Source organism: Flavobacterium sp. KACC 22761 (assembly GCF_034058155.1).
Lineage (GTDB): Bacteria > Bacteroidota > Bacteroidia > Flavobacteriales > Flavobacteriaceae > Flavobacterium.
Map to the genome: position 1 here is coordinate 1,156,111 of NZ_CP139148.1, position 23,418 is coordinate 1,179,528.

Below are 23,418 nucleotides of genomic sequence, written 5' to 3' on the forward strand. Positions count from 1 at the left end.
TCCCGATGCTTCGGGACTAAAATCTAAAATTAAAATGAAACACACAAAGGTTAAAGACTTATTAAACAGTACGACGACGCTACAGGAAGTGAATGCAAAAGGATGGGTGAGAACTTTTAGAAATAATCAGTTCATCGCGCTTAATGACGGTTCTACAATTAATAATATTCAATGTGTTGTTGATTTTGAAAATACACCTGAAGAGACTTTAAAAAGAATCACGACTGGAGCTTCGGTTTCTGTAATTGGAACTTTGGTTGAAAGTAAAGGTGCGGGTCAGAAATATGAAATTCAGGTAAACAAACTTGAGATTCTTGGAGATTCTGATGCGGAGAAATTCCCAATGCAGCCTAAAAAACACTCTTTGGAATTTTTACGTGAAAACGCTCACTTGCGCGTACGTACAAATGCTTTTGGTGCGATTATGCGTGTGCGTTCGGTATTGTCATTTGCAGTTCACAAATATTTTCAGGAAAAAGGATTTGTGTATGTAAATACGCCAATTATCACTGGAGCTGATGCTGAAGGTGCTGGAGAAATGTTTCAGGTAACTTCATTGCCTTTGGATAATCTTCCAAAAAATGAAGAAGGAAACATTGATTTCAAAAAAGATTTCTTCGGAAAACACACAAACTTGACCGTTTCTGGGCAATTAGAAGGTGAAACTTTTGCAATGGCTTTGGGTCAGATTTATACTTTTGGACCAACGTTTAGAGCAGAAAACTCAAACACTTCTCGTCACTTGGCTGAATTCTGGATGATCGAGCCGGAAGTTGCTTTCAACGACCTTGATGACAACATGGATTTGGCTGAAGATTTTATTCAGTATGTAATTAAATATGCTTTAGACAATTGTCAGGATGATTTGAAATTCTTAGAAGGAAGACTTCTTGAAGAAGAAAAATCAAAACCACAGGCGGAAAGAAGCGAAATGAGTTTGTTAGAGAAATTGAACTTCGTTTTGGAGAACAACTTCAAACGTGTTTCTTATACAGAAGCAATTGATATTTTAAGGGATTCAACTCCAAACAAAAAGAAGAAATTCCAATATTTAATCAACGAATGGGGAGCTGATTTACAGTCAGAACACGAGCGTTTCTTAGTTGAAAAACACTTTAAATGTCCGGTAATTTTATACGATTACCCAGCAAACATCAAAGCGTTTTACATGCGTTTGAACGACAACACAGAACCAGGAAGAGAAACCGTTCGCGCAATGGATATCCTTTTCCCTGGAATTGGAGAAATCGTTGGTGGCTCTGAAAGAGAAGAGCGTTATGATGTTTTGGTTGAGAAAATGGAAAAACTTGGAATTGATAAAGAAGAATTATACTGGTATTTAGACACCAGAAGATTTGGATCAGCAACTCACGCAGGTTTCGGTTTAGGATTTGAGCGTTTGGTATTGTTTGTTACAGGAATGACAAACATTAGAGACGTAATTCCTTTCCCAAGAACTCCTGGAAGTGCGGAATTTTAATAGAAAGTTATGAATTATAAATTATGAGTTAGGAGTTAAATCTTAACTCATAATCATTTAAGAGAAATATTTAACTGTTATAGGTTGCAAGTATATGGGTGTAAAAACTCATAACTCATAACTTATAACTCTTAACTCAAAATATGCTAAAGCAATTTTTAAATTTAAAATTATCCCAAAAATTATCTCCACAGCAAATACAGCTGATGAAGTTAATTCAATTGCCTACGCAAGCTTTTGAACAGCGTTTATTAGAAGAAATGAACGAAAATCCGGCTCTTGAAGCAGGAAAAGAAGACGATTACGAAGCTGATGAATACGCTAATGAAGACTACGACGATTATGATGATGCAGAATCTGACAGAATCGAAGCAGACGACATTAACATTGATGAATATTTAAGCGACGACGATACACCCGATTACAAAACTCAGGTAAATAATTACAGTGACGACGAAGAGCGCGAAACGCCTTTTGCGGCTCCGATAAGTTTCCATCAGGATTTGATCAATCAGTTGAATACTTTTATTTTGAACGATGAAGAGCGTGAGATCGCTGAATTCCTTGTTGGAAGTATTGATGACATGGGTTACATCCGCAGAAGCATTCCGGATATTGTAGACGACATGGCTTTTACTCAGGGAATTTATACTGATGAAGCGATGGTCGAAAAAATGTTGACCGTAATTCACGAACTTGAACCTTCGGGAGTTGGTGCACGTGATTTACAAGAATGTTTATTACTTCAATTAAAACACAAAACACCAACTGAATATGTTGATTTAGCCATTGACATTATCGAAAATCAGTTTGATGCTTTTACGAAAAAACATTACGATAAATTATTGCAAAAATACAGCATTTCGAACGAACAGCTTAAAAAAGCGATTCACGAAATTGAAAGACTGAATCCAAAACCTGGTGGTTCTTTTACAGGAAACAATAAAGTTACTGAAAATGTGGTTCCAGATTTCGCTATCAGAATTGTTGACGGAGAGTTAGAACTGACTTTAAACGGAAGAAATGCTCCTTCCCTGCACGTTTCTAAAGATTATCAGGAAATGATGCAGACGTACAAAGAATCTCGTGATAAATCGACTGCGCAAAAAGACGCCGTTCAGTTTATCAAACAAAAACTGGATTCTGCTAAATGGTTTATCGATGCGATTAGACAACGTCAGGAAACGCTTTTTGTAACCATGAATGCAATTATGCATTATCAGGAAGAATATTTCTTAGACGGTGACGAAACCAAACTAAAACCGATGATCTTAAAAGATATCGCTGATATGGTTGGTTTAGATATTTCGACGATTTCACGTGTGGCAAACAGTAAATATGTTGAAACGCCATATGGGACAAAACTAATCAAAGAATTTTTCTCTGAAGCGATGAAAAATGATCAAGGAGAAGATGTTTCAACTTTGGAAATCAAAAAAATTCTTCAAAATACAATTGAAGAAGAGGATAAAAGAAAACCGCTTCCAGACGATCAGCTAGCAGAAATCTTAAAAGAAAAAGGTTATCCAATCGCAAGAAGAACTATTGCAAAATATCGAGAACAGCTTGATATTCCGGTAGCGAGAATGAGAAAGAAGATTTAATTCTTTTTTAAACCATATAAGAAATATAAGTTCATTTAAAAAAACCGCCCCGACAAACGAAAATTTGTCGGGGCGGTTTTTTTTAAATATAAAACATTCTTTATTTAGACTGGACTGAAGTCCAGCCCTACAATATGAACCGAGCCGAAGGCTCTTCCTAAGTTCCGCAGGAACGAATTATTTTGTAGAGCTGGACTTCAGTCCAGTTTGGCTTAATGTTGGTATTTTGATTTCAAAAAACAAACCCGACAGTTTTTAAAAACCTGTCGGGTTTAATTTTAATATGTCTCGTCCTGAAAAAAGTTGACTATAATTAACTTAATTATGTCACTAACAAGAGAAGTATTTAAAAGAATTGTGCCTGATTGCACTTACAGTGAGGCATTCAAAAAACAGGTTGTAAAAGAATTTGAACTGGGATTATTTTGCAAGGCAGATCTTCGCCGTCGTTACCAAATCAGAAGTCATAGCTGTATCGACAGTTGGTTAAGAAAATATGGTAAATTTACATATCTGGAAAAACTAACACTGGGACGACCTATGAAAGATCCTCAATCTCAACGCATCAAAGAACTCGAAGCTCAATTAGCTAAGAAAGAGCAAGAATTATTGGTCTTTAAAAAGTTTATTGAAATAGCCGAACGCGAGCTAAAAATCGAGATTGTAAAAAAGTCTGGTTCCAAGCAGTCCAAGAAATAAATCGTATATACAGGGTTAGTCCTTGTGAAATATGTCGATTGTTTGGATACAGTAAACAAGCTTATTACAAACGAAAATCACATCTATTAAAGTCAATTCCCGACAAAGTACATCTCAAATCTTTGGTAATGTCGGTTCGTCAAAAGCTGCCAAAAACCGGTGGCAGAAAACTGCATTATATGCTGAAAGATGATTTAAAAAGACATCAAATAAAGATTGGCAGAGATAAATTGTTTGATTTTTTACGTGATGAATATTTATTAGTCCCTAAAGCTAGAAGATATTACAAGACAACAAATTCAAGACATTGGATGCGTAAATATCCAAATTTAATAAAAGAAATCAAGCTCAATGAGCCTGAGCAGGTTTGGGTTGCTGATATTACTTATCTAAGAACTAAAGAACAAACATATTACCTGCATTTGATAACAGATGCATACTCGAAGAAAATTGTAGGTTATAATTTATCGGATAATTTAATGGCTTCTTCTACATTAGAAGCTTTAAAGATGGCTGTCGGTAATAGGAAATACAGCAGAAATCTCATACATCATTCAGATAGAGGTCTTCAATATTGCAGCAAAGAGTACACGGAATATTTATCTCAAAGCAAGATTCTGATAAGTATGACACAAAACTATGATCCATATGAAAATGCAGTTGCAGAAAGAGTAAATGGTATTTTAAAAGAAGAATTTGGATTATCTGAAATCTTTGAAGATTTTGAAAATCTGAAAAAGCAAGCTCTAGAATCTATTTTATTTTATAATCAAATAAGAGTGCATTTATCAATAAATATGCTGACTCCAAATCAAGCACATTTACAAAATCAAATCAAACTCAAAAGATGGAAAAAAACAAATCGGAACAAAAATAATTCTGTTCCGATTTAATTAATTTTATATTACTAATCGAGTCAACCTTTTTCAGGACAACTCAATATCACTAAAACCTTAATTTATTTATATTGATCTGGCAGAATTTTCACATCAAATAAAAATGCTTTCTTTTTATCGCTGTAATGATAAATCAAAGTATAATCATTATCCCTAAAAACCTGAAGTCCAGAGTTTGCTTTGGCAGTACTTACAAGACTTTTTTCAATTTCACTTTGAATCACATCAACTTCAGCAGTTTGCTTTTCTACGTTTAACAAAGTCAAATTATATTGCACGAATTCTTTCTGAGGCAAATTCACACTGTCTAAACGAATTCCTTCCTGAATATTCAACGGACAGTTTTTATTGTATTTCTCAACTAATTCTTTTACTTCAGTCTTTACTTCGCTTACATTTTCAGAAAGGTAAAATTGAAAAAAGGCTGTCAAAGCTATCGCAATTCCGATTAAGATAAATAATAAAATATTCTGCTTTCTTCTACTTTTCTTTTCTTCCATCGTTTAGTAAAGTGTATTGCGTTTATTTATTTTCTTTTTCCTGAAGTTTTTTCATTGCATTAAAATACGCGGCACGGCTAAGTGGCTCATATTCCTCAGTTTCCCCTAACATGACCAGCTTGTCATTATCTGTTTTTCTGAAGCTATAATTTGCCAAATTTCCTGTTCTGGTGCAAACGGCGTGAACTTTTGTAACATATTCGGCAGTGGCCATAAGTCCCGGCATTGGCCCAAATGGATTTCCTTTAAAATCCATGTCCAATCCAGCCACAATTACACGAATTCCTTGATTTGCCAAGTCGTTGCAAACGGTAATAATTTCGTCATCAAAAAACTGCGCTTCATCAATACCAATTACGTCACAACCTTGAGCCAAAATCAAAATATTTGCCGCTGCCGGAACCGGTGTCGAACGAATTTCGTTAGCATCATGAGATACTACCATTTCGTCATGATAACGGGTATCAATAGCGGGTTTAAAAATTTCGACTCTTTGTTTAGCAAATTGCGCGCGTTTTAATCTACGGATTAATTCTTCGGTTTTACCCGAAAACATTGATCCACAAATAACTTCAATCCACCCAAATTGTTCTTTGTGATTTACTGTATTTTCGAGAAACATTTTGTATTTTTCTACCTTTAAAAATGAATAGTTTTTATTACTTTGTACTGGTAATAAATCGACGTAAAAATGTGCTGTTTTACATTTTTTCAAAAGTAGAAAATTTTTATCAAACGGGAGATTGGGAAATGCTTATTAACAGAAATAAAAAACATCTTTAAAATATCTCTCGGTTTTATTCAGGATTAAAGACATTCAGGCATCAAATACACTAAAATACCTTATTCACTATAATTTCAACAGTTATGAAAAAAAAATTGGAAGCTGATTTAATCAGCATTGCACATCGAATTTTAAAACTTAAAAACAAATCCGATATCAATCAATTATATCTTGAAACACAGAAATTATATGAAAAACTGGCTATTTTAAAATTTGTTGATGAAAATTTTGACGAAGCAAAACCAACAATCAGCTATAGCGAAATCAGCTCTGAAATCGAAACTATTTTTGACAAAGAAGAAGAAATAGTTTCAGTTGATGACGAAACTCCAATTCCTGTTGAAGAAATTAAAGCAGAAAAAGCTCCAAAACCAGCAATTGTTGAAGAAATAGTTGCCGAAATTCCAGAAGAAACAACTCCAGAGCCAATTGAAGAAGAAACTCAGGAATCCATTGAAGAACCAATTGTTGAAAAAGAGGAAGAAGCTGAAGCAGTGAAAGAAACTGAAACTGTGGAAAGTGTTAAAGATCCAATTATCGAAAAAATCCAAGCAGCTGTTTCTGAAGCTAAAAAAACGATCGAAGCAAATGATCTTTCATTTAAAACAGTCAACGATTCAAATCCGATTCCAGATTTCAAGCCACTTTTTGAATTAGAAAAACCGGAAGAGAAAATTGAAGAAAAAGTAGAATCTAAGATCGAAAGTTCATCAAAACCTACAATTGCATTTGAAGATTTTGGAATTAATTATGCCGATACACAGTTTGTAAAAGTAGATAGTTTTGAAGCTGTTCCTTCAACTCCTTTTCCATCACTTAACGAAATTCAAGAGACGAAAATCGAAACTGAGGTTCTGGAAACTCCGGCCGAACCAAAACCTGTAACCCTAAATGAAAAACTGGCAAAAGGTTTCCATATTGATTTGAATGACCGAATTGCTTTTACCAAAAATCTTTTTGGAAACAGCACCGAAGATTATAGCCGAGTTTTAAATCAGCTTTTGACTTTTGATTCTTACGCCGAAGTGAAAGAATTTATTGAAAACATGGTAAAACCAGATTATAATAATTGGGAAGGAAAAGACGATTACGCTGAGCGTTTTCTAGGAATTATCGAGAAAAAATTTGCATAAAAAGCAAACACTAATTACACAAATTAACACTAATTCATTTGCTTGGCGGAATTTCATACACATTAAAAATTTGTGCCAATCTGTGTAATTCGTGTTTAAATATCAAAATTAAATATGTCAAAATTATATATCGTTCCAACGCCAATTGGCAATCTTGAAGACATGACTTTCAGAGCCATTCGGGTTTTGAAAGAAGTCGATTTGATTTTGGCCGAAGACACCCGCACAAGCGGAAAATTGTTGAAGCATTTTGAAATTGGCACGCACATGCACAGCCATCATATGCACAACGAACACAAAACAACCGAAAACCTAATTGCCCGTTTAAAAGCTGGCGAAACCATCGCTTTGATTTCAGACGCAGGAACTCCGGCGATTTCAGATCCTGGCTTTTTATTGACGCGCGCTTGTGTAGAAAATAAAATTGAAGTTGAATGCCTTCCGGGCGCAACGGCTTTTGTTCCCGCGCTTGTAAACAGCGGACTACCAAATGATAAATTTGTTTTTGAAGGTTTTCTGCCTGATAAAAAAGGCCGTCAGACTCGATTTTTGGCTTTAGCCGAAGAAACCCGAACGATGATTTTATACGTTTCTCCTCATAAACTCGTTAAGACTTTAGCAGAATTTGTTCAATATTTTGGAGAAGACCGACAAGTTTGTGTTTCAAGAGAATTATCAAAATTACATGAAGAAAATGTACGCGGAACTGCAAAAGAAGTTTTGGCACATTTTGAAAAAACAGCACCGCGTGGCGAAATTGTCGTTGTCGTTGCTGGAAAAATAATAACAAAAGAACCTAAGAAAAGTAAGTTTTCTAAGGACGAAGAATAATAAATAATTATTTCAGCCACAGATTAAAATGATTAACACTGATTGATTAAAAATCCGCCACGACCCGAGCGATAGCGAACAGGAGAAGCAATTTCACGAATTTACACGAATTGAATTTGTGAAAATTTGTGCAATTCGTGGCAAAAACAAAAATCCTTTTTAATCTTTTCAATCTGTGGCAAAAAAAAAATTAAACTATAATCATGAGCATACAAGCCTTTTTAGAAAAAGTAAAACAAACTCCAACACAAATCACATTTCCTGAAACTATTGCAGTAATCGAAGAAAACTACAATTTTACTCCAACTGCTTTTCAAAACGGAACACAGCATAACGCAGCAGGAGAAAATTCTGGTTCTTGCAAATTGTTTTCTTTTGCAAAACTGCAAAACTTAAGCAAAGAAGAAACATTAGCATGTTTTGGCGCTTTCTATTTTGAAGAAGTTTTAGGTGATCCAAATGGAACAAATCATCAAAACATTAGAAACTTCATTAACTTAGGTTGGGACGCAATTCAATTTGAAGGAAATGCTTTAGAAGCAAAATAATTTTAGATTTTAGAATGTAGATTTTAGATTTACCAAACTCTACTTTATTCTAAACTCAAAAAAACTTTGTCAAAGCTTAAAACTTTGACAAAGTTAAAAAACCAAATAGTTCTGTCATTTTCGATAACCATCGAGACTGATTAGAAAAAAAATAAACACATAGAAACATAGATTTTATTTTTAATTAAAAGAAATTAGAAAGAAACTAGTTTCTAACACATAGAGCTATGTGAATTTATGCAAGTGAAACACCTTTTTTAAAGTTTCCAATGAGCTATGATTCTATGTGTTTTAAAAAAAATTCACCTACCAGATTAAACGATTTCACGAATCTGAAATCTAAAATCTAAAATCTACAATAAAAAATGCGTTGGACCTTAAAACCAAAACCTTCTGAAGAAAAAGTCAAACATTTGGCACAAGCTTTAAATGTAGAAGATTTTGTTGCAACGCTATTGATTCAGCGCGGCATTGAAACTTTTGACGATGCGAAGAATTTCTTTCGCCCTTCTTTAGAGCATTTGCATGATCCGTATTTGATGAAAGATATGGACAAAGCCGTTGCCCGAATTGAATTAGCGATTGAAAATCAAGAAAATATTCTGGTTTTTGGCGATTATGATGTTGACGGGACAACAGCGGTTTCTTTGGTTTCTTCGTATTTAAAATCACATTATCCAAATATAGCTACTTACATTCCGGATCGTTACGACGAAGGTTACGGAATCTCTTACAAAGGAATTGACTACGCAGACGACAACGGAATTTCTTTGATTATCGCTTTAGACTGCGGCATAAAATCAATTGATCATATCGCTTACGCGAAAGCAAAAAACATCGATTTTATTATTTGCGATCACCACCGTCCCGGCGACATTCTTCCAGATGCGGTTGCTGTTTTAGATCCAAAAAGAGAAGATTGCAATTATCCTTATGATGAATTATGCGGTTGTGGTGTTGGTTTTAAATTGATTCAGGCTTTAGGGCAAAATAGAAATGAAACTACGGAAGACCTGATTCCATATCTCGATTTGGTTGCCACTGCAATTGCCGCCGATATTGTTCCGATTACAGGAGAAAATCGTGTTTTGGCCTATTTCGGATTGAAAGTAATCAACAGCGAACCAAGACCCGGAATTAAGGCTTTAGTTCATCAAGTAAAAAAGAAAGTTCTTGATATTACTGATGTGGTTTTTATTATTTCACCCCGAATTAATGCCGCCGGAAGAATCAAACACGGAAATCATGCTGTAGAACTTTTAACCGAATTTGATCTTGAACAAGCACAGCAATTCGCATCGGAAATAGAACAATATAATGCCGACCGAAAAGATTTAGACAAAAAAATTACCAAAGAAGCATTTCAGCAAATTATAGAAAATAAGGAAGAAGAACGTTTTTCAACCGTCGTTTTTCAAGAAGACTGGCACAAAGGTGTAATCGGAATTGTAGCTTCAAGATTGATTGAAACCTATTATCGTCCGACTTTGGTTTTCACAAAAAGTGGCGACAAATATGCCGCTTCGGCTCGATCAGTAAAAGGTTTTGATGTTTATAATGCACTTGATGCTTGCGCAGAACATTTGGAACAATTTGGAGGCCATATGTATGCAGCTGGAATGACTTTAAAAGCTGAGAATTATCAAACTTTCAAAGATGCTTTTGAGAAACAAGTTTCAGAAACAATTTCACCAGAAATGCTGACTCCAGAAATTGAGATCGATGCCGAAATAAATTTCTCGGATATAACGCCAAAACTCATTCGGATTTTAAAACAATTTGAGCCTTTTGGCCCACAGAATATGACGCCGGTTTTTATGACAACAGATGTTAAAGATACGGGTTATGCAAAAACCTTAGGTTCAGAAGACGAACATTTAAGACTCTTCGCCAAACAATCTAATTCAGACGGAATAGCTGCAATTGGTTTTGGACTCGGAAAAAAAATAGATATTACAAAAAATCAAAATACGTTTCAACTAGCATATACAATTGCCGAAAATGAATGGAATGGAACGGTTTCAACACAGCTTATGCTGAAAGACATTAGAACAAATGGAAGAAATTAAATCAAATAAACCAGATCCGTATCAAGCGCTTCGTTATAGAGAATTCAATGTGTATTTATTACTGCGCTTCTGTATGGTTTTTGCCTGGGCAATGCAGTTTATCGTGATCGAATGGGAAGTTTATAGCTTGACTAAAAACCCGCTTTCGTTAGGAATTATTGGTTTGATGGAAGTAATTCCAGCTGTTGGAATGGCATTATTTGCCGGACATATTGTCGATCAAAGCGAAAAGAAAGGACTATTGGTAAAATGTATTCTGGGATTTTCCGTAATTAGTTTTGGATTGTTTTTATTAACCTGGCCAAAAGTTGTCAGTGGTTGGCCAACCAATTCAATTCTGTATTCAATTTATTTTTTGGTTTTTCTTGGCGGTTTAGTTCGTGCCTTTCTTGGTCCAACTACTTTCTCTCTTCAATCGCTTATTATTCCAAAAAAAGTATATCCAAATGCTTCAACTTGGAGCAGTTCGGTTTGGCAAATTGGAGCCGTAATGGGTCCTGCATTGGCTGGATTTTCAATCAACTGGATTGGCGTGCACTGGTCAATGTGTCTGGTTTTCGGATTTTCAATTCTCGCCTTAATTGCCTTGTCACAAATCAGTAAAAAACCAATCGTAAACCCGAAGATTGGAGAATCAATAAAAGACAGCCTTACAGAAGGCTTGACTTTTGTCTTCAAAAATCAAGTAGTTTTAGGTGCTTTATCGCTTGACATGATTGCTGTACTTTTTGGAGGTGCCGTGGCTTTATTGCCGGTTTTTGCTCAAGACATCTTAAAAGTTGGTTCTGAAGGATTTGGAATATTAAGGGCCGCGCCCGCTGTTGGTTCTTTTATTACAATGCTCGTTTCTGCTTATGTGCCTTTATATAAAAATGCTGGAAAGAAACTGTTAGTTGCCATTTTTGTTTTTGGATTATCGATCATTTTATTTGGTCTTTCAACTTATTTCTGGCTTTCTGTTTTTGCTTTATTTTTAAGCGGATTGGCTGACGGAATTTCTGTAGTTATTCGTCAAACCATTTTACAGCTTAAAACTCCCGATCACATGCGTGGGCGTGTTGGCGCAGTAAATTCTATTTTTGTCGGATCTTCTAATGAATTAGGTGCTTTCGAAAGTGGGGCAACTGCCAAATTAATGGGAACTGTGACTTCAGTTGTTTTTGGAGGAAGCATCACACTTTTGACCGTTTTAGGTTTTGGATTTATATCGCCTACTTTTAGAGATTTAGATTTGAAAAGAGATATGGAAGATCACCATAAATTGGATTAGAAAGAATATCTATTTTAAGAACGGTATTTTCATCTTTATTCTTTTTACCTAACCAACTAAAAATCAATTATTAACAAGATTTTTTAGCATTTTTTTATGCTTTTATTAATCAAGTGTTAATACAAACAGTATGTACCTTTGCAGCGTAAAAAAAATACCATGAAGGACATCGAACAAATATACCGCAACGATTTTGGAATTTCATTTTATTGGAAAAAAGGCAACGAAATTGTATCAGATAAAATTCAGCTGCTTTTTAAACAAATGGGATTTTATTTTTCAATTCAAGAATTAAATGAATTTCACGATCTAATTGAAGACTGCGTAACTGATCATAATGATTCTGATAGGTATAGTACAAAACGGGTTTTTGATAAGTTTTTATTAAAAACGCCTTACGTTGCGTTAGATTTAGAGATCTCACCAATTGAATTAAATTCCATAAAAGACTTGGTTGACGGTTCATTATTCCGACTTAATCTCAACGAATATATTTACGGTTCGGGTATGAACTAAAACCTGCTGAAAAAAGATTTTTTTTCAAACTTTTATGATTTTTTTATTTAGAATTAATATAAATAATATTTATATTTGTTGAAATAAAAGGATTTACAATGAGAGAAATAGAACAAATCTCTCATAACAATTTCGGAATAGCTTTTTACTGGAAACAAAACAGTCAAACCATTCATGACAAAGTGCAATTGGTTTTTAAAGAAACGGGCTTTTATTTTACCATACCAGAATTGAATCATTTTTGCGATTTAATCGAAGATAGCTTAATCGAAAATGCTTGTTGCGAAGCTTGTGAAATGAAATATTCTTGCCATAAATTTTTACTAAAAACACCATGCAATTCAATAGATTTGGCTGTAAATATGACCGAATTGAAATCAATAAAAGATTTGGTTGAAGGTTCGTTATTCAAAATTGAATTAGATGAATATGTTTACGGCGCAGGCATGAATTAAGAATTATTCTAAATATTTTAACATCATTTTTTCATTATTGAAATATATTTTGATTTGCTTCAAAAAAAAGTATATTTACGGCAATGAAAAAAACACGCATTCTCTTTGTCCTTTTACTTTTGGCAGTATGTTTAACCAACTGCAAAAACTCGTCTGACGATTATATTGACCCACGCGGTACTGATTATGCTGGATCTGAAAGCTGTATTCAATGCCATCAAACGCAATATGACATGGCTTTGAAAAGTTCTCATTTTAAAGCCACAGCAGAAGCAACTTCAGAAAATGTTTTGGGAGATTTTGACAAAGGCAATCATACTTTCATTTATGATAAAAATACCAAATTGGTCATGGAAAAGCGTGGAGATAGTCTATTCCAAGTTTTATACAAAAACGGAAAAGAAGTTCAAGCACACCGATTTGACATTGTATTTGGAGCAAAACATGCACAAACTTCAGTTTATTGGCGCAACAATAACACTTATGAGCTTCCGCTCTCCTATTATACTTCAATTCATAATTGGGCAACAAGCCCTGGATTTCCTGCAGACAAACCATACTTTGATCGAATGGTAGTCAAAGACTGCTATTCTTGCCACGCTTCAAATGCCAGCAGCAGAATGGTGAATCAAAATTCTCAAGAGCGAAATATGATGTCAATGGATGTTGAAGATATTATCAAAAAAGAGACAATAGTTTACGGAATTGATTGCGAGCGCTGTCACGGCCCAGCAAAAAAACATATTGAATTTCATCTCAAAAATCCAAATATAAAAGTTGCAAACTCAATAACAAGTTTTAAAAACCTAAACAGACAACAAAGATTGGATGCCTGCGCTCTTTGTCACGCCGGAAATGACGGAATGAAAATGAAATCACGTTTTGATTTTAAGCCCGGAAATAATTTATCTGACTTTTACAGAGATACTCGAAGCATTACCGATACCGCAAAATTTGATGTACACGGAAATCAATTCCGTTTGATGGCACAAAGCAAATGTTTCATTAAAAGTGAAAAAATGGATTGCATTTCATGTCATAATCCTCATGAAAATGCTTCTAAAAATATGGCTTCGTATTCTAAAATTTGCATGAGCTGTCATCAAGGTTTGAAGCATAAAGAAACCACTTTAAAAACAATGCCTGAGAAATTATTAGCGAGCAATTGTGTAGAATGCCACATGCCGAAAAAAGCTTCTGGAGCAATTAAATTTCAGCTTTCAAATAGCAAACAGCTTTCAGAATATATTTTGCGAACGCACAAAATTGGAATTTATACAAAATAAGCGCTAGATAATTTCGCTAGTATTACGCCATTTACAGACTTTCAACTTTTGACTTTCGACTTTCGACTTTCGACTTTTGACTTTCGACTTTTGACTTTCGACTTTTGACTTTCGACTTTTGACTTTCGACTTTCGACTTTTGACTTTCGACTTTCGACTTTCGACTTTTGACTTTCGACTAAATTATTTCTCGAATTTTTTAAGCTCAAATTTTTCTCCGTCAAAAACTCCGTACGTAAAATAGCCAATCCAGTCGCCTAGATTTACATAATTTGAATCTTCGCCAACCGGAATAATCATTGGCAAATGACGATGTCCGAAAATGAAATAATTGTAGTGTTTGGTTTCGAGTTTTCGTTTCGCGTATAAAACCAACCATTCATTTTCCTCGCCTAAAAATTTTACATCTTCATCGCCAGAAATCAATTTGTTTTTAACTGATAAATATTGAGCCAAACTTACACCAACATCTGGATGAAGCCAACGAAAAAGCCATTTTGAAAACGGATTTGTAAATACCTTTTTCATTCTTTTATAGCCTTTATCGCCAGGACCTTTTCCATCTCCGTGACCAATTAGGAACGTTTTTCCGTTAAAAGTAAATGCTGCATTATCATGATAAACCGGAATATTTAATTCGGTTTCAAAATAATCATTCATCCAAAGATCATGATTTCCAACAAAAAAATAAACTGGGATTCCGCTGTCACGAATTTCGGCTAGCTTGCCTAAAATTCGAACAAAACCTTTCGGAACAACCGTTTTATATTCAAACCAAAAATCAAATAAATCTCCCAATAAAAAAATCGCTTCCGCATCTTCCTTAACCTCATCAAGCCAAGCCACGAATTTTTTTTCACGCGGTAAACTCAATTCTGGAGTTGGCGCACCAAAATGCTGATCTGAAGCAAAATATATTTTTTTCATTTAGAGTTTTAGATTATAGACTCCTTAGAATTTTAGACTTTTGTCACTCTAAGCAAAGTCGAAGGATTGGAATTTGGAATTTCTTTTTTGGAATTTTAGATATTATCTGAAGCGTACCACTCTGCAAAAGACGACTCTGTTTCCTGAAGTTTTAATGAGAAAAGAGAAATTCCGGACGGCAAACGATTTTTAATTCTTTCAGCAAAATCAACCACCATATTTTCACTTGTTGGCTGATAATCTACCAAAATCACATGATGACCGCGGTTTTTCAATTCATTTGCCAATTCGATATGCGGTGTGGTCTGATTGAAAACAGTTGCATGATCAAATTGATCGACGATTTCTTCTTTTACAATTTTCTTTAGGTCAGAAAAGTCAATCACCATTCCGAACTTTACATTCGATCGATCTGTAATTGGCGAACCAATAACTGTTACCGATAATTTATAACTGTGTCCGTGAACGTTCTTGCATTTTCCGTCGTAACCGTACAAAGCGTGACCGGTTTCGAAACTAAATTGTTTTGTAATTCTGATATTACTCATCGATTTTTAATTTTAAGCTTGCAAATTTACAAATTAATTGCCGTTTTTAGCTCTTTTTTTAGCTCTAAGATACATCCACAAAGCAATTCCGCCCAAAACTAAAAACGGAATAAAAGATCCAATGACAACCCCAATTTGATAACCGCTATCTGGAGCATCTTTAATTTTCTCTGCAATGTCAACTTTTTGCATTAACGAAATAATAGTCATGTTCAATGATTTATATAGTGAAAACTTGATTTTAAAATATTTTTCAAAACTATGCTCGTATTTTTCTAAAATCAATGACTTATATCATACCTATTTTTTAAACTGCAACAAAGCATTTTTAGTAAAATCAGACAAAACCAATTTACCAGTAATCGCCGCACGTTCAAACAAAAGTGATTCCCATTGCTCAGTTCCTTCCCAAATAATCTTTTTCATTTCATAAAGCGCTTCAGGATTATAAGAACTTAATCTTTGGGCAAAATTTTCAACATCTTTATCTAAATTTTCGAAATCACTTATAACCGAATAAAGCCCTTTCTGAAAAGCCCAATCTGCCGATTTCCATTCGTGAGCTGCTAGAGTCATTTCAGTCATTGCCGTTTTTCCTATTTTACGAGAAACGGCTGGTTCAATCACAAAAGGACCAATTCCGATGGCTAATTCAGACAGTTTTACATCACTTTGCGGTGTTGCAAAAACATAATCGCAAGCCGAAATAATTCCGACACCGCCTCCAACAGCTTTTCCTTGTACACGGCCGATTATAATTTTATTGCAATTTCTCATGGCATTCAGCAAATGTGCAAATCCCGAAAAGAATTCTACGCCTTGTTCTTCATTTTCGACTTTTAAAAGTTCATCAAAAGAAGCACCAGAACAAAAGGTTTTTTCTCCTTCACTTTTTAAGATAATAACCGAAACATTTTCATTTCGGCTCAACGAATTAATTTCTGCTGTAAGGCGATCCAATAATTGGCGCGGAAAAGAATTACTCGCTGGATGCCCAAACTGAACGGTTGCAATAGTATTTTTAAAAGAAGTTTCTAAACTTCCGTTTGCATTTTCTAGGCTCATAAAAATTACATTTAAAGGTAAAGTTACGCTTTTGAAAATAATTCATCCGAAACTTCTGAAAATTTGTTTTTTGAGAATTAATTGACTTTATTTGTTAATGCTTTGGGGGATTAGTTCATTTGGTTTTTCAACGCATATTAAAAAGGGGGATTAGCTCATTTGGCTAGAGCGCTACGCTGGCAGCGTAGAGGTGATCGGTTCGAATCCGATATTCTCCACAATATAAAAAACCCTTGTAAATTCTGTTTTACAAGGGTTTCATTTTTTAGAAAAACTAATTCTAATTATTTCTCATTTGCTGCATCATCAGCATCCACTCTATCTTTTTCTGCTTTTTTGAAATCGTTGTTCAGCAAATTTTCCAATTTCTTTTTCTCTCGTTGATTTTTTCTGATGGTCAACACAACCAAAATCACAACCAAGATTGCCACAATTCCTATTATATTCCAATTAATATCCATAATTTAAATTTTATACTAAATATAACCTTTTAAACTATATTACATATTATCAGAATGTTAAGTATTACGCTTAGAAATTAGAAGCAGAAAATTTCGTTTTCAAAACAAGCCCCGTCCCGCTGTCCACTATATCTTTTCCCTGCTAAAGAAGCAGGAAAAAGGATGCCGTTTCCATCGGGGCTATAAGAGATTTTTTTGGGTTTCTGTAGATCTTTTTTTATTTCGATTGTGGCATTACTTTACAGGCACATATTGCAAATTCCCTCAATCGAATTCTAATCCATATCTTACATGAATTTTATACTAAGCAGAAAGCTTTTTTTACTCAAAAATTAACTATTAAGCAATTTTGTAGTTATTTTTGAATTCCATTTTAAATAAAAAACAAAAATTTAACCTTAAATTGAGAATTAATCAACATTTCATTTGTACTTTTGCAAAAAATTTGAGTACAATATGAGCCTAAACAAGGCTGAAGCATACTCAAATCTTTAAAAAAAAAGAATAAATATCTGTTTTTGAATTAAGTATCATTTTTAAATATTTCTGAATTAGTACCCCGAAATTATTAAGATAGAAAATTCATATTCTAGATAAATACCCCAAAAAGCCATAACAAAAAGTTATGGCTTTTTTTTTATTAAAAAATCTACCTCAATAAAAAAACCATTCTGATAACCTGCCGTCCACTTTATCTTTCTCTTGCTAAAGAAGTAGAAAAAAGGATGTCGATTCTATCGTAGATATTTCGTAGAAATTAAATATTGGTAAACAACATTACACGCAACTATTTGTTCCGTAGGAACTTTATAAAATTAGAAGAATTAAAACAGATCAAATATATAATCCATATTCGTGACTAATAAATAATTACTTATTTTTTAATCTATCAACATAAAAGAAAACTGATGCCCAAAGTAAGCTGACAAAAAGGATAAATATTCGAATCGAAACAAGTTTTACATCCGCATAACCTCTGAAAGTTCTAATTTCAAAAGCATTGGTGCTAATAAATTGCCAGATGCAATAAATAAAAAAAAGTGCAAAAATTAGAGACAATATTTTATATATATCGATTCATTTTTTAGTTTATAAATTTTACCTAATCAAAAACCCCATTCGAATACTTCCATAAAAATACCCAGAATTCGTATCAATCCCAGGATCTTTCAATTCTCGGCCTCGGTACAGAAAAGAATAGGATATATTGAATTTGTTGTGGCGGTATTTAATTCCTGCTTCGGCATTGAAACGAAGTGGTTCCAAATCAAAAGTTACCGGACTTGTATTACTGAACATGCTTCCCTGAATTGTCGCATCATAAAACTGATAATTGACCATCGGCATCGCGTAAAAATAAAATTCACGAATTTCATATTGCGGTTCTGAACTAACAGATGCATCATGCAAATTGGAATCGTAAATAGGCAAAAGTTTTTTAAAACCAATTCTAGTTAAAAATCCTGTTGAAACACCCGTAAAAATAGTTCCCAAATTTGCTTCCGACTGAAAATGAAGATCTATAAAATCATTGTGCCAACTTGAAAACAATTTTTTGGAATAAATCGCATGCGCTTGTACAGCAAACGCATTATGAAGCTGATTTTCCCAGCCAAACACTTTTTTATAACCAATAAGATGATGAAAACTTTCCTGAGTTTCGCGACCAAAAGCATTTGGCCCCATATAACCCAATTGAAAATCTGTTTTTAAAACCGATTCGCTTTGATAGAAAAAACTGCGTCCGGCTTCGGCAAAAAGATAACCAGTAAAAGGGCGATCGTTGATATCTACCGCCGTTTCATTAATAAACCTTGGGTTATAAATGTATTGTCCTAAACGAAATTCGGTTATTTTTTTATTGATTTTTACGTTTTCGTTTTTGGACAAATATCGAAAGAAGAGCTCTAAACCATTGGTATAATACATGTCATTTTTTGACGATGTATATAAATCATTATCCGAGATAAAACCGAATTCTTTTGTATTCCCCTGTCCGAAAACCAAAACTGTTCCCAACAGAAAAATAGCAAAAAAGAAGTTTTTATTTCCCATCATAATTTAGTTTGCCAACATAACGCATTTCACGAACAATTCGCTCTTTTCGTCTGTTGATATAGCTTGAAGAACCTGTAGCTTTGAATTTTCTTGGATTTGGAAGAATTGCGGCAATTCCTGCTGCTTGCATTGGCGTCAAACTCGAAGCATCACGGCGGTACCAATGTTCTGTTGCCGCATAAGCTCCATAAACGCCGTCGCCCATTTCGATACTATTCAAATACACTTCCATAATTCTTTCCTTGCCCCAAATTATCTCGATCAAAACAGTAAAATAAGCTTCTAAACCTTTACGCAAGTAACTTTTTCCTTGCCATAAAAAAACGTTTTTTGCGGTTTGTTGCGAAATGGTGCTTCCGCCACGGATTCGGCGTCCGCGTTCGTTGCTTTTATATGCTTTTTGAAGTGCTTTAAAATCGAAACCGTTGTGCGTCAAAAACGTTCCGTCTTCACTCGCAATTACAGCTTTTTGAAGATTCTTCGAAATTTTATCAATTGGCTCCCAGTCATGATCAAAATAAACTTCTTTTCCAGCCCATTTATTTTCGATGGCGCGAATCAGCATCAAAGGCGTGAAAGGCACTGGCACATATTTAAAAAAGATCACCGAACCAATTGACAATCCAAAAAACCACAACATTGCTTTGATAAAAAACCATTTGACCTTTTCGCCAAACGTTCGATTGCTTTTCTTTTTTCCTGCTAGTTTTGGTTTACTTGTTGCCGGCTTTTTTGGTGCTGGTTTTTTGGTTGCTGCCATTATATTAAATCTGCTAATTCTGTTCCTATTAAACTGCCAATCGCCACTCCCATTCCGCCTAAACGCACTCCACAAAACACGTTTTCAGAAAGTTGTGACACGACAGGATTCTTGCTGTTTCCTATTCCCATGATACCGCTCCAACGATGCGCTATCTGAAAATCCTGATTTGGTAAAATTACATTTTTCAGCAAATCTTCCAATTTATTTTGAATAATTTTCGTGTTACCAAATTCGGTTGTGGTTTCGCCTTCAAAATCCAAATTTCGGCCTCCGCCAAATAAAATTCGGTCACCAATATTTCTGAAATAATAATAACCACGATCTAAATGAAAGGTTCCTTTGATATCTAAATTGTGAATCGGTTCTGTAATTAAAACCTGTGCCCTAGCCGGTTTTACAGCTCCATTTGTCAAAGATCCTGCAAAACCATTGGTTGCAAAAAGCAGTTTTTTGGTTTTAAAGCTAAAATCATTCAACACTACTTCAACATGATTTCCTGAATCTTGATAAGAAGTTACGGTTTGCTGATTTAAAATTAAAATATCGGCCGAAACGGCTTGCTTCAATAATTCCTGCATCATATTTCCGGTATCAATCTGTGCTTCAAACGGATTAAAAATCAAATACTCGTGAATGTTTTCAAAACCAAAACGGTCCACTTCTTTAGAAAAAACATCGGCTTTGAAAAGCGGTTTTAAAACTTCATTTATAAAAGGAATTTTCGAAATGCATTCGTTATAGCCCAATTCGTCTTCTTTCAAAAACAATTCATATCCGCCGTGAGGTTTGAAATCAATGGCCGAATCACCTAATCTTTTTCGGAGCAACTTCAAACCTTTCCAACGCTTTTCGATCAAATTCACCACATCATCTTCTGAATGCGTTTTTAAATCGTCCATTATTTCCGAAAGACTTCCAAAGCAGGCAAAACCGGCATTTTTTGTACTTGCGCCTTGTGGCAACATTCCTCTTTCTAAAACCAAAATCTTAGAAGCTGGAAATCTTTCGCGCAAGCGCAATGCCGCATGAAGACCAACAATGCCACTTCCTACAATGGTGTAATCAACATTTGTAAACCAATTTTTGAGTTCCCAATAACTTAATTCCATCTTTCTTAAAAATAAATTCCAATATTTTAAATTCCAAATTCCAAACTTGGGTTAAATTACAATTTTTTTAAATTCCAAATTCCAAGCTTTGGGTTAAATTACAAAACTAAATTCCAAATATAAAATCCCAAATTCCAAAACTTCATAAATTAAAAAAACACTTATATTTTCAGGCTGAGCGTCCCGAAGACTTTTGGAGAAGCCTCTTACGTTGCGCCCTTCTCCCGAAGTCTCGGGATCGCTCAGGGTGACAATTGGAATTTGGAATTTTCTTCATTGGAATTTTAACAATTAATTGGAATTTAAATGTTGTATTTTTAGCGTCACAAAAAAAGAATATTAGATTATGAAAAAAGTATTATTAACAACCTTAATAATGATGAGTTTAAACGCTATCGGGCAGAATGTGATGTCGCCAGAATTGTTGTGGAAATTAGGGCGAGTTTCGCCACTTGGACTTTCAAAAGATGAAAAAAATATTGTTTTCAAAGTTTCTACACCATCTGTGGCCGATAACAAATCGACTTCAAAATTGTATATTATTCCCGTAAACGGAGGAACAGCAACTGAAATTAAAGACACAAGAGAGGTTTTGAAAGACAAGAATGTTTCGCCTGACGGAAAATTTATTGTTTACAATGACGAAGTAAAAATCGAAAAAGTTTTAGGGAAAGATTTCTACCCAAATCTTGATAAATCTGATGCACAAATTTACAATGGATTAGATTACCGTCATTGGGATACTTGGAATGAAGGCAAATACAACCATGTTTTTTACAAAGAAAACAAAGATGGCGCAAAAGGAATCGACATTTTAAAAGGTGAAACTTTTGATTCTCCTCAAAAACCTTTTGGTGGAGACGAAGATTACATCTGGTCGCCTGACGGAAAAAGCATTTTGTATGTATGCAAGAAAAAAGCGGGAACTGAATATGCAATTTCTACAAATACAAACATATATGAGTACAATTTAGAGACTCAAAAAACTACAAACAGAACTGAAGATAATCTTGGTTACGATACTGCTCCGCAATTTTCTCCAACAGGAAATTTGACTTGGCTGCAAATGAAACGTGACGGTTATGAAGCGGATAAAAACGACATTATTGTTGAATTCAAAGGAATTAAAACCAATTTGACTGCAAACTGGGATGGAACTGTAGATCATTTTATCTGGAGCAAAGACGGTAAAAATGTATTTTTTGTTGCCGCAGTTGACGGAACAAAACAACTTTTTACAGTTAATTTCCCTGGTTTGACTAAAATGGCAATCAACGTTCGCCAGATTACAAACGGTGATTTTGATGTGAACGATTTAGTAGGTTTTTCTGGAGATGATATCATTGTTACCAGAACAGACATGAATCATGCTGCTGAGATTTATTCTTATAATTTAAAGAAAAACACTTGGAAACAAATTTCAAATGTAAATACTGACACTTATAAAACAGTAACGCCAAGTAAAACAGAAAGACGTTATGTTACTACAACTGATGGCAAAAAAATGCTGGTTTGGGTAATTCTTCCTCCAAATTTTGATGCTTCAAAAAAATATCCAACCTTGTTATATTGCCAAGGCGGACCACAAAGTGCATTGACTCAATCCTATTCTTACCGTTGGAATTTCTCTTTGATGGCAGCTAAAGGTTATGTAGTGGTTGCGCCAAATCGTCGCGGAATGCCAGGACATGGTGTTGCATGGAACGAGCAAATCAGTAAAGATTGGGGCGGACAAGTGATGGACGATTACCTTTCTGCAATTGATGATGTTGCAAAAGAAAGTTATGTTGATAAAAGCCGTTTAGGATGTGTTGGTGCAAGTTACGGAGGATATTCAGTATTTTATTTGGCTGGAATACACAAAAACCGTTTCAAGACTTTTATTGCTCACGATGGCGTTTTCAACACAGTTTCTATGTTAGGAACAACTGAAGAAGTTTTCTTTAACAACTGGGATTTTGGTGGCGCATATTGGGAAAAAGACAACGCCGTTGCTCAAAAATCGTACACTACTTTCAACCCTGCAACTTTGGTACAAAACTGGAATAAACCAATTTTGATTTTCCAAGGAGGAAAAGATTACCGTGTGCCAATCGGGCAAGGACAAGAAGCTTTTCAAGCGGCACAATTAAGAGGAATCAAAAGCAGATTTGTTTATTTCCCAGATGAAAATCACTGGGTTTTAAAACCTCAAAATGCTCAAGTTTGGCAAAGTGAATTTTTTAAATGGCTAGACGAAACGCTATAAATTACTCCTAAATATTAAAAACAGCCTCAGATTTATTACATAATCTGAGGCTGTTTTCTTTTTAAAAACGTTGAATTATGTAACACTTTCGCCTGCATTTCTCTTTTTAAAACAGATTTTTTTAAATAAATTGCAGTGATTTCGAATTTTACACCTTCTCAATTTCAA

The 23,418-nt window shown here is 34.5% G+C and carries 22 protein-coding genes and 1 tRNA gene; 13 read left to right on the plus strand and 10 right to left on the minus strand.

What is annotated here, in order from left to right; translation table 11 throughout:
• The first annotated feature begins 34 nt into the window (after nucleotides 1–34).
• From asnS to SCB73_RS05160, 3 genes are all read left to right on the plus strand, one after another.
• The gene (gene asnS, locus SCB73_RS05150; RefSeq protein ID WP_320569031.1) at nucleotides 35–1,480 is read left to right on the plus strand and encodes an asparagine--tRNA ligase; all 1,446 of its coding nucleotides are present in this window, start codon (nucleotides 35–37) and stop codon (nucleotides 1,478–1,480) included.
• Between the two features lie 143 nt (nucleotides 1,481–1,623).
• Nucleotides 1,624–3,084 (plus strand): RNA polymerase factor sigma-54, encoded by a 1,461-nt coding sequence (rpoN, locus tag SCB73_RS05155; RefSeq protein ID WP_320569032.1) that lies wholly within the window; start codon nucleotides 1,624–1,626, stop codon nucleotides 3,082–3,084.
• Between the two features lie 324 nt (nucleotides 3,085–3,408).
• Nucleotides 3,409–4,676, plus strand: a protein-coding gene (locus tag SCB73_RS05160) for an IS3 family transposase (protein WP_320566433.1) whose coding sequence is annotated in 2 segments (ribosomal slippage) — nucleotides 3,409–3,748 and nucleotides 3,748–4,676 — 1,269 coding nt in all. Because the reading frame shifts where the segments join, the coding sequence is not laid out codon by codon here.
• 65 nt (nucleotides 4,677–4,741) lie between these two features.
• Here SCB73_RS05160 and SCB73_RS05165 read toward each other — a convergent pair.
• A complete protein-coding gene (locus SCB73_RS05165) occupies nucleotides 4,742–5,179 on the minus strand; it encodes a hypothetical protein (protein ID WP_320569033.1) in 438 nt (145 codons plus the stop codon).
• Between the two features lie 22 nt (nucleotides 5,180–5,201).
• A complete protein-coding gene (locus SCB73_RS05170) occupies nucleotides 5,202–5,801 on the minus strand; it encodes a thymidine kinase (protein WP_320570076.1) in 600 nt (199 codons plus the stop codon).
• 245 nt (nucleotides 5,802–6,046) lie between these two features.
• On the opposite strand from SCB73_RS05170, the gene SCB73_RS05175 reads away from it, so the two are divergent.
• From SCB73_RS05175 to SCB73_RS05210, 8 genes are all read left to right on the plus strand, one after another.
• A complete protein-coding gene (locus SCB73_RS05175) occupies nucleotides 6,047–7,096 on the plus strand; it encodes a hypothetical protein (RefSeq protein ID WP_320569034.1) in 1,050 nt (349 codons plus the stop codon).
• Nucleotides 7,097–7,210: 114 nt separating this feature from the next.
• The gene (gene rsmI / locus SCB73_RS05180; protein ID WP_320569035.1) at nucleotides 7,211–7,927 is read left to right on the plus strand and encodes a 16S rRNA (cytidine(1402)-2'-O)-methyltransferase; all 717 of its coding nucleotides are present in this window, start codon (nucleotides 7,211–7,213) and stop codon (nucleotides 7,925–7,927) included.
• Between the two features lie 203 nt (nucleotides 7,928–8,130).
• A complete protein-coding gene (locus SCB73_RS05185) occupies nucleotides 8,131–8,475 on the plus strand; it encodes a HopJ type III effector protein (protein ID WP_320569036.1) in 345 nt (114 codons plus the stop codon).
• Between the two features lie 365 nt (nucleotides 8,476–8,840).
• Nucleotides 8,841–10,544: a single-stranded-DNA-specific exonuclease RecJ gene (recJ, locus tag SCB73_RS05190; RefSeq protein ID WP_320569037.1), complete on the plus strand. Its 1,704-nt coding sequence runs from the start codon at nucleotides 8,841–8,843 to the stop codon at nucleotides 10,542–10,544.
• Nucleotides 10,531–11,814: an MFS transporter gene (locus tag SCB73_RS05195; RefSeq protein WP_320569038.1), complete on the plus strand. Its 1,284-nt coding sequence runs from the start codon at nucleotides 10,531–10,533 to the stop codon at nucleotides 11,812–11,814. The genes recJ and SCB73_RS05195 overlap by 14 nt, the downstream gene beginning before the upstream one ends.
• A gap of 159 nt (nucleotides 11,815–11,973) precedes the next feature.
• Entirely contained in the window at nucleotides 11,974–12,330 is a 357-nt protein-coding gene (locus SCB73_RS05200; RefSeq protein ID WP_320569039.1) for a hypothetical protein, read from the plus strand.
• Nucleotides 12,331–12,428: 98 nt separating this feature from the next.
• Nucleotides 12,429–12,785, plus strand: coding sequence for a hypothetical protein (locus tag SCB73_RS05205; RefSeq protein WP_320569040.1), 357 nt, complete (start codon nucleotides 12,429–12,431; stop codon nucleotides 12,783–12,785).
• A gap of 83 nt (nucleotides 12,786–12,868) precedes the next feature.
• Entirely contained in the window at nucleotides 12,869–14,071 is a 1,203-nt protein-coding gene (locus SCB73_RS05210) for a cytochrome c3 family protein (RefSeq protein ID WP_320569041.1), read from the plus strand.
• Nucleotides 14,072–14,254: 183 nt separating this feature from the next.
• On the opposite strand, the gene SCB73_RS05215 is transcribed toward SCB73_RS05210, so the two are convergent.
• The 4 genes from SCB73_RS05215 to SCB73_RS05230 form a co-directional block, all read right to left on the minus strand.
• Nucleotides 14,255–14,998 (minus strand): UDP-2,3-diacylglucosamine diphosphatase, encoded by a 744-nt coding sequence (locus SCB73_RS05215; protein WP_320569042.1) that lies wholly within the window; start codon nucleotides 14,996–14,998, stop codon nucleotides 14,255–14,257.
• A gap of 95 nt (nucleotides 14,999–15,093) precedes the next feature.
• Nucleotides 15,094–15,546, minus strand: coding sequence for a 6-pyruvoyl trahydropterin synthase family protein (locus tag SCB73_RS05220; protein WP_320569043.1), 453 nt, complete (start codon nucleotides 15,544–15,546; stop codon nucleotides 15,094–15,096).
• A gap of 33 nt (nucleotides 15,547–15,579) precedes the next feature.
• Nucleotides 15,580–15,756 carry a hypothetical protein gene (locus SCB73_RS05225; protein ID WP_167511651.1) on the minus strand — a complete coding sequence of 59 codons (177 nt, stop codon included), beginning with the start codon at nucleotides 15,754–15,756 and terminating at the stop codon, nucleotides 15,580–15,582.
• A 90-nt stretch (nucleotides 15,757–15,846) separates the two neighbouring features.
• Nucleotides 15,847–16,611, minus strand: a complete 765-nt coding sequence (locus SCB73_RS05230) for an enoyl-CoA hydratase/isomerase family protein (protein ID WP_320569044.1) — start codon at nucleotides 16,609–16,611, stop codon at nucleotides 15,847–15,849.
• A 144-nt stretch (nucleotides 16,612–16,755) separates the two neighbouring features.
• Between SCB73_RS05230 and SCB73_RS05235 the strand changes: the two genes are divergently transcribed.
• Nucleotides 16,756–16,829 (plus strand) — tRNA-Ala (locus SCB73_RS05235).
• A 66-nt stretch (nucleotides 16,830–16,895) separates the two neighbouring features.
• Here the strand turns inward: SCB73_RS05235 and SCB73_RS05240 are convergent.
• From SCB73_RS05240 to SCB73_RS05255, 4 genes are all read right to left on the minus strand, one after another.
• Nucleotides 16,896–17,072, minus strand: coding sequence for a hypothetical protein (locus tag SCB73_RS05240; RefSeq protein WP_320569045.1), 177 nt, complete (start codon nucleotides 17,070–17,072; stop codon nucleotides 16,896–16,898).
• Nucleotides 17,073–18,170: 1,098 nt separating this feature from the next.
• A complete protein-coding gene (locus SCB73_RS05245) occupies nucleotides 18,171–19,130 on the minus strand; it encodes a lipid A deacylase LpxR family protein (protein ID WP_320569046.1) in 960 nt (319 codons plus the stop codon).
• On the minus strand, nucleotides 19,117–19,890 hold the full coding sequence (gene mtgA / locus SCB73_RS05250; protein ID WP_320569047.1) for a monofunctional biosynthetic peptidoglycan transglycosylase: 774 nt from the start codon (nucleotides 19,888–19,890) through the stop codon (nucleotides 19,117–19,119). Before mtgA ends, SCB73_RS05245 begins: the two co-directional genes overlap by 14 nt.
• A complete protein-coding gene (locus SCB73_RS05255) occupies nucleotides 19,890–21,002 on the minus strand; it encodes an NAD(P)/FAD-dependent oxidoreductase (RefSeq protein ID WP_320569048.1) in 1,113 nt (370 codons plus the stop codon). Before SCB73_RS05255 ends, mtgA begins: the two co-directional genes overlap by 1 nt.
• A 346-nt stretch (nucleotides 21,003–21,348) precedes the next feature.
• Between SCB73_RS05255 and SCB73_RS05260 the strand changes: the two genes are divergently transcribed.
• Nucleotides 21,349–23,250 (plus strand): S9 family peptidase, encoded by a 1,902-nt coding sequence (locus tag SCB73_RS05260; protein WP_320569049.1) that lies wholly within the window; start codon nucleotides 21,349–21,351, stop codon nucleotides 23,248–23,250.
• Nucleotides 23,251–23,418: the final 168 nt, after the last annotated feature.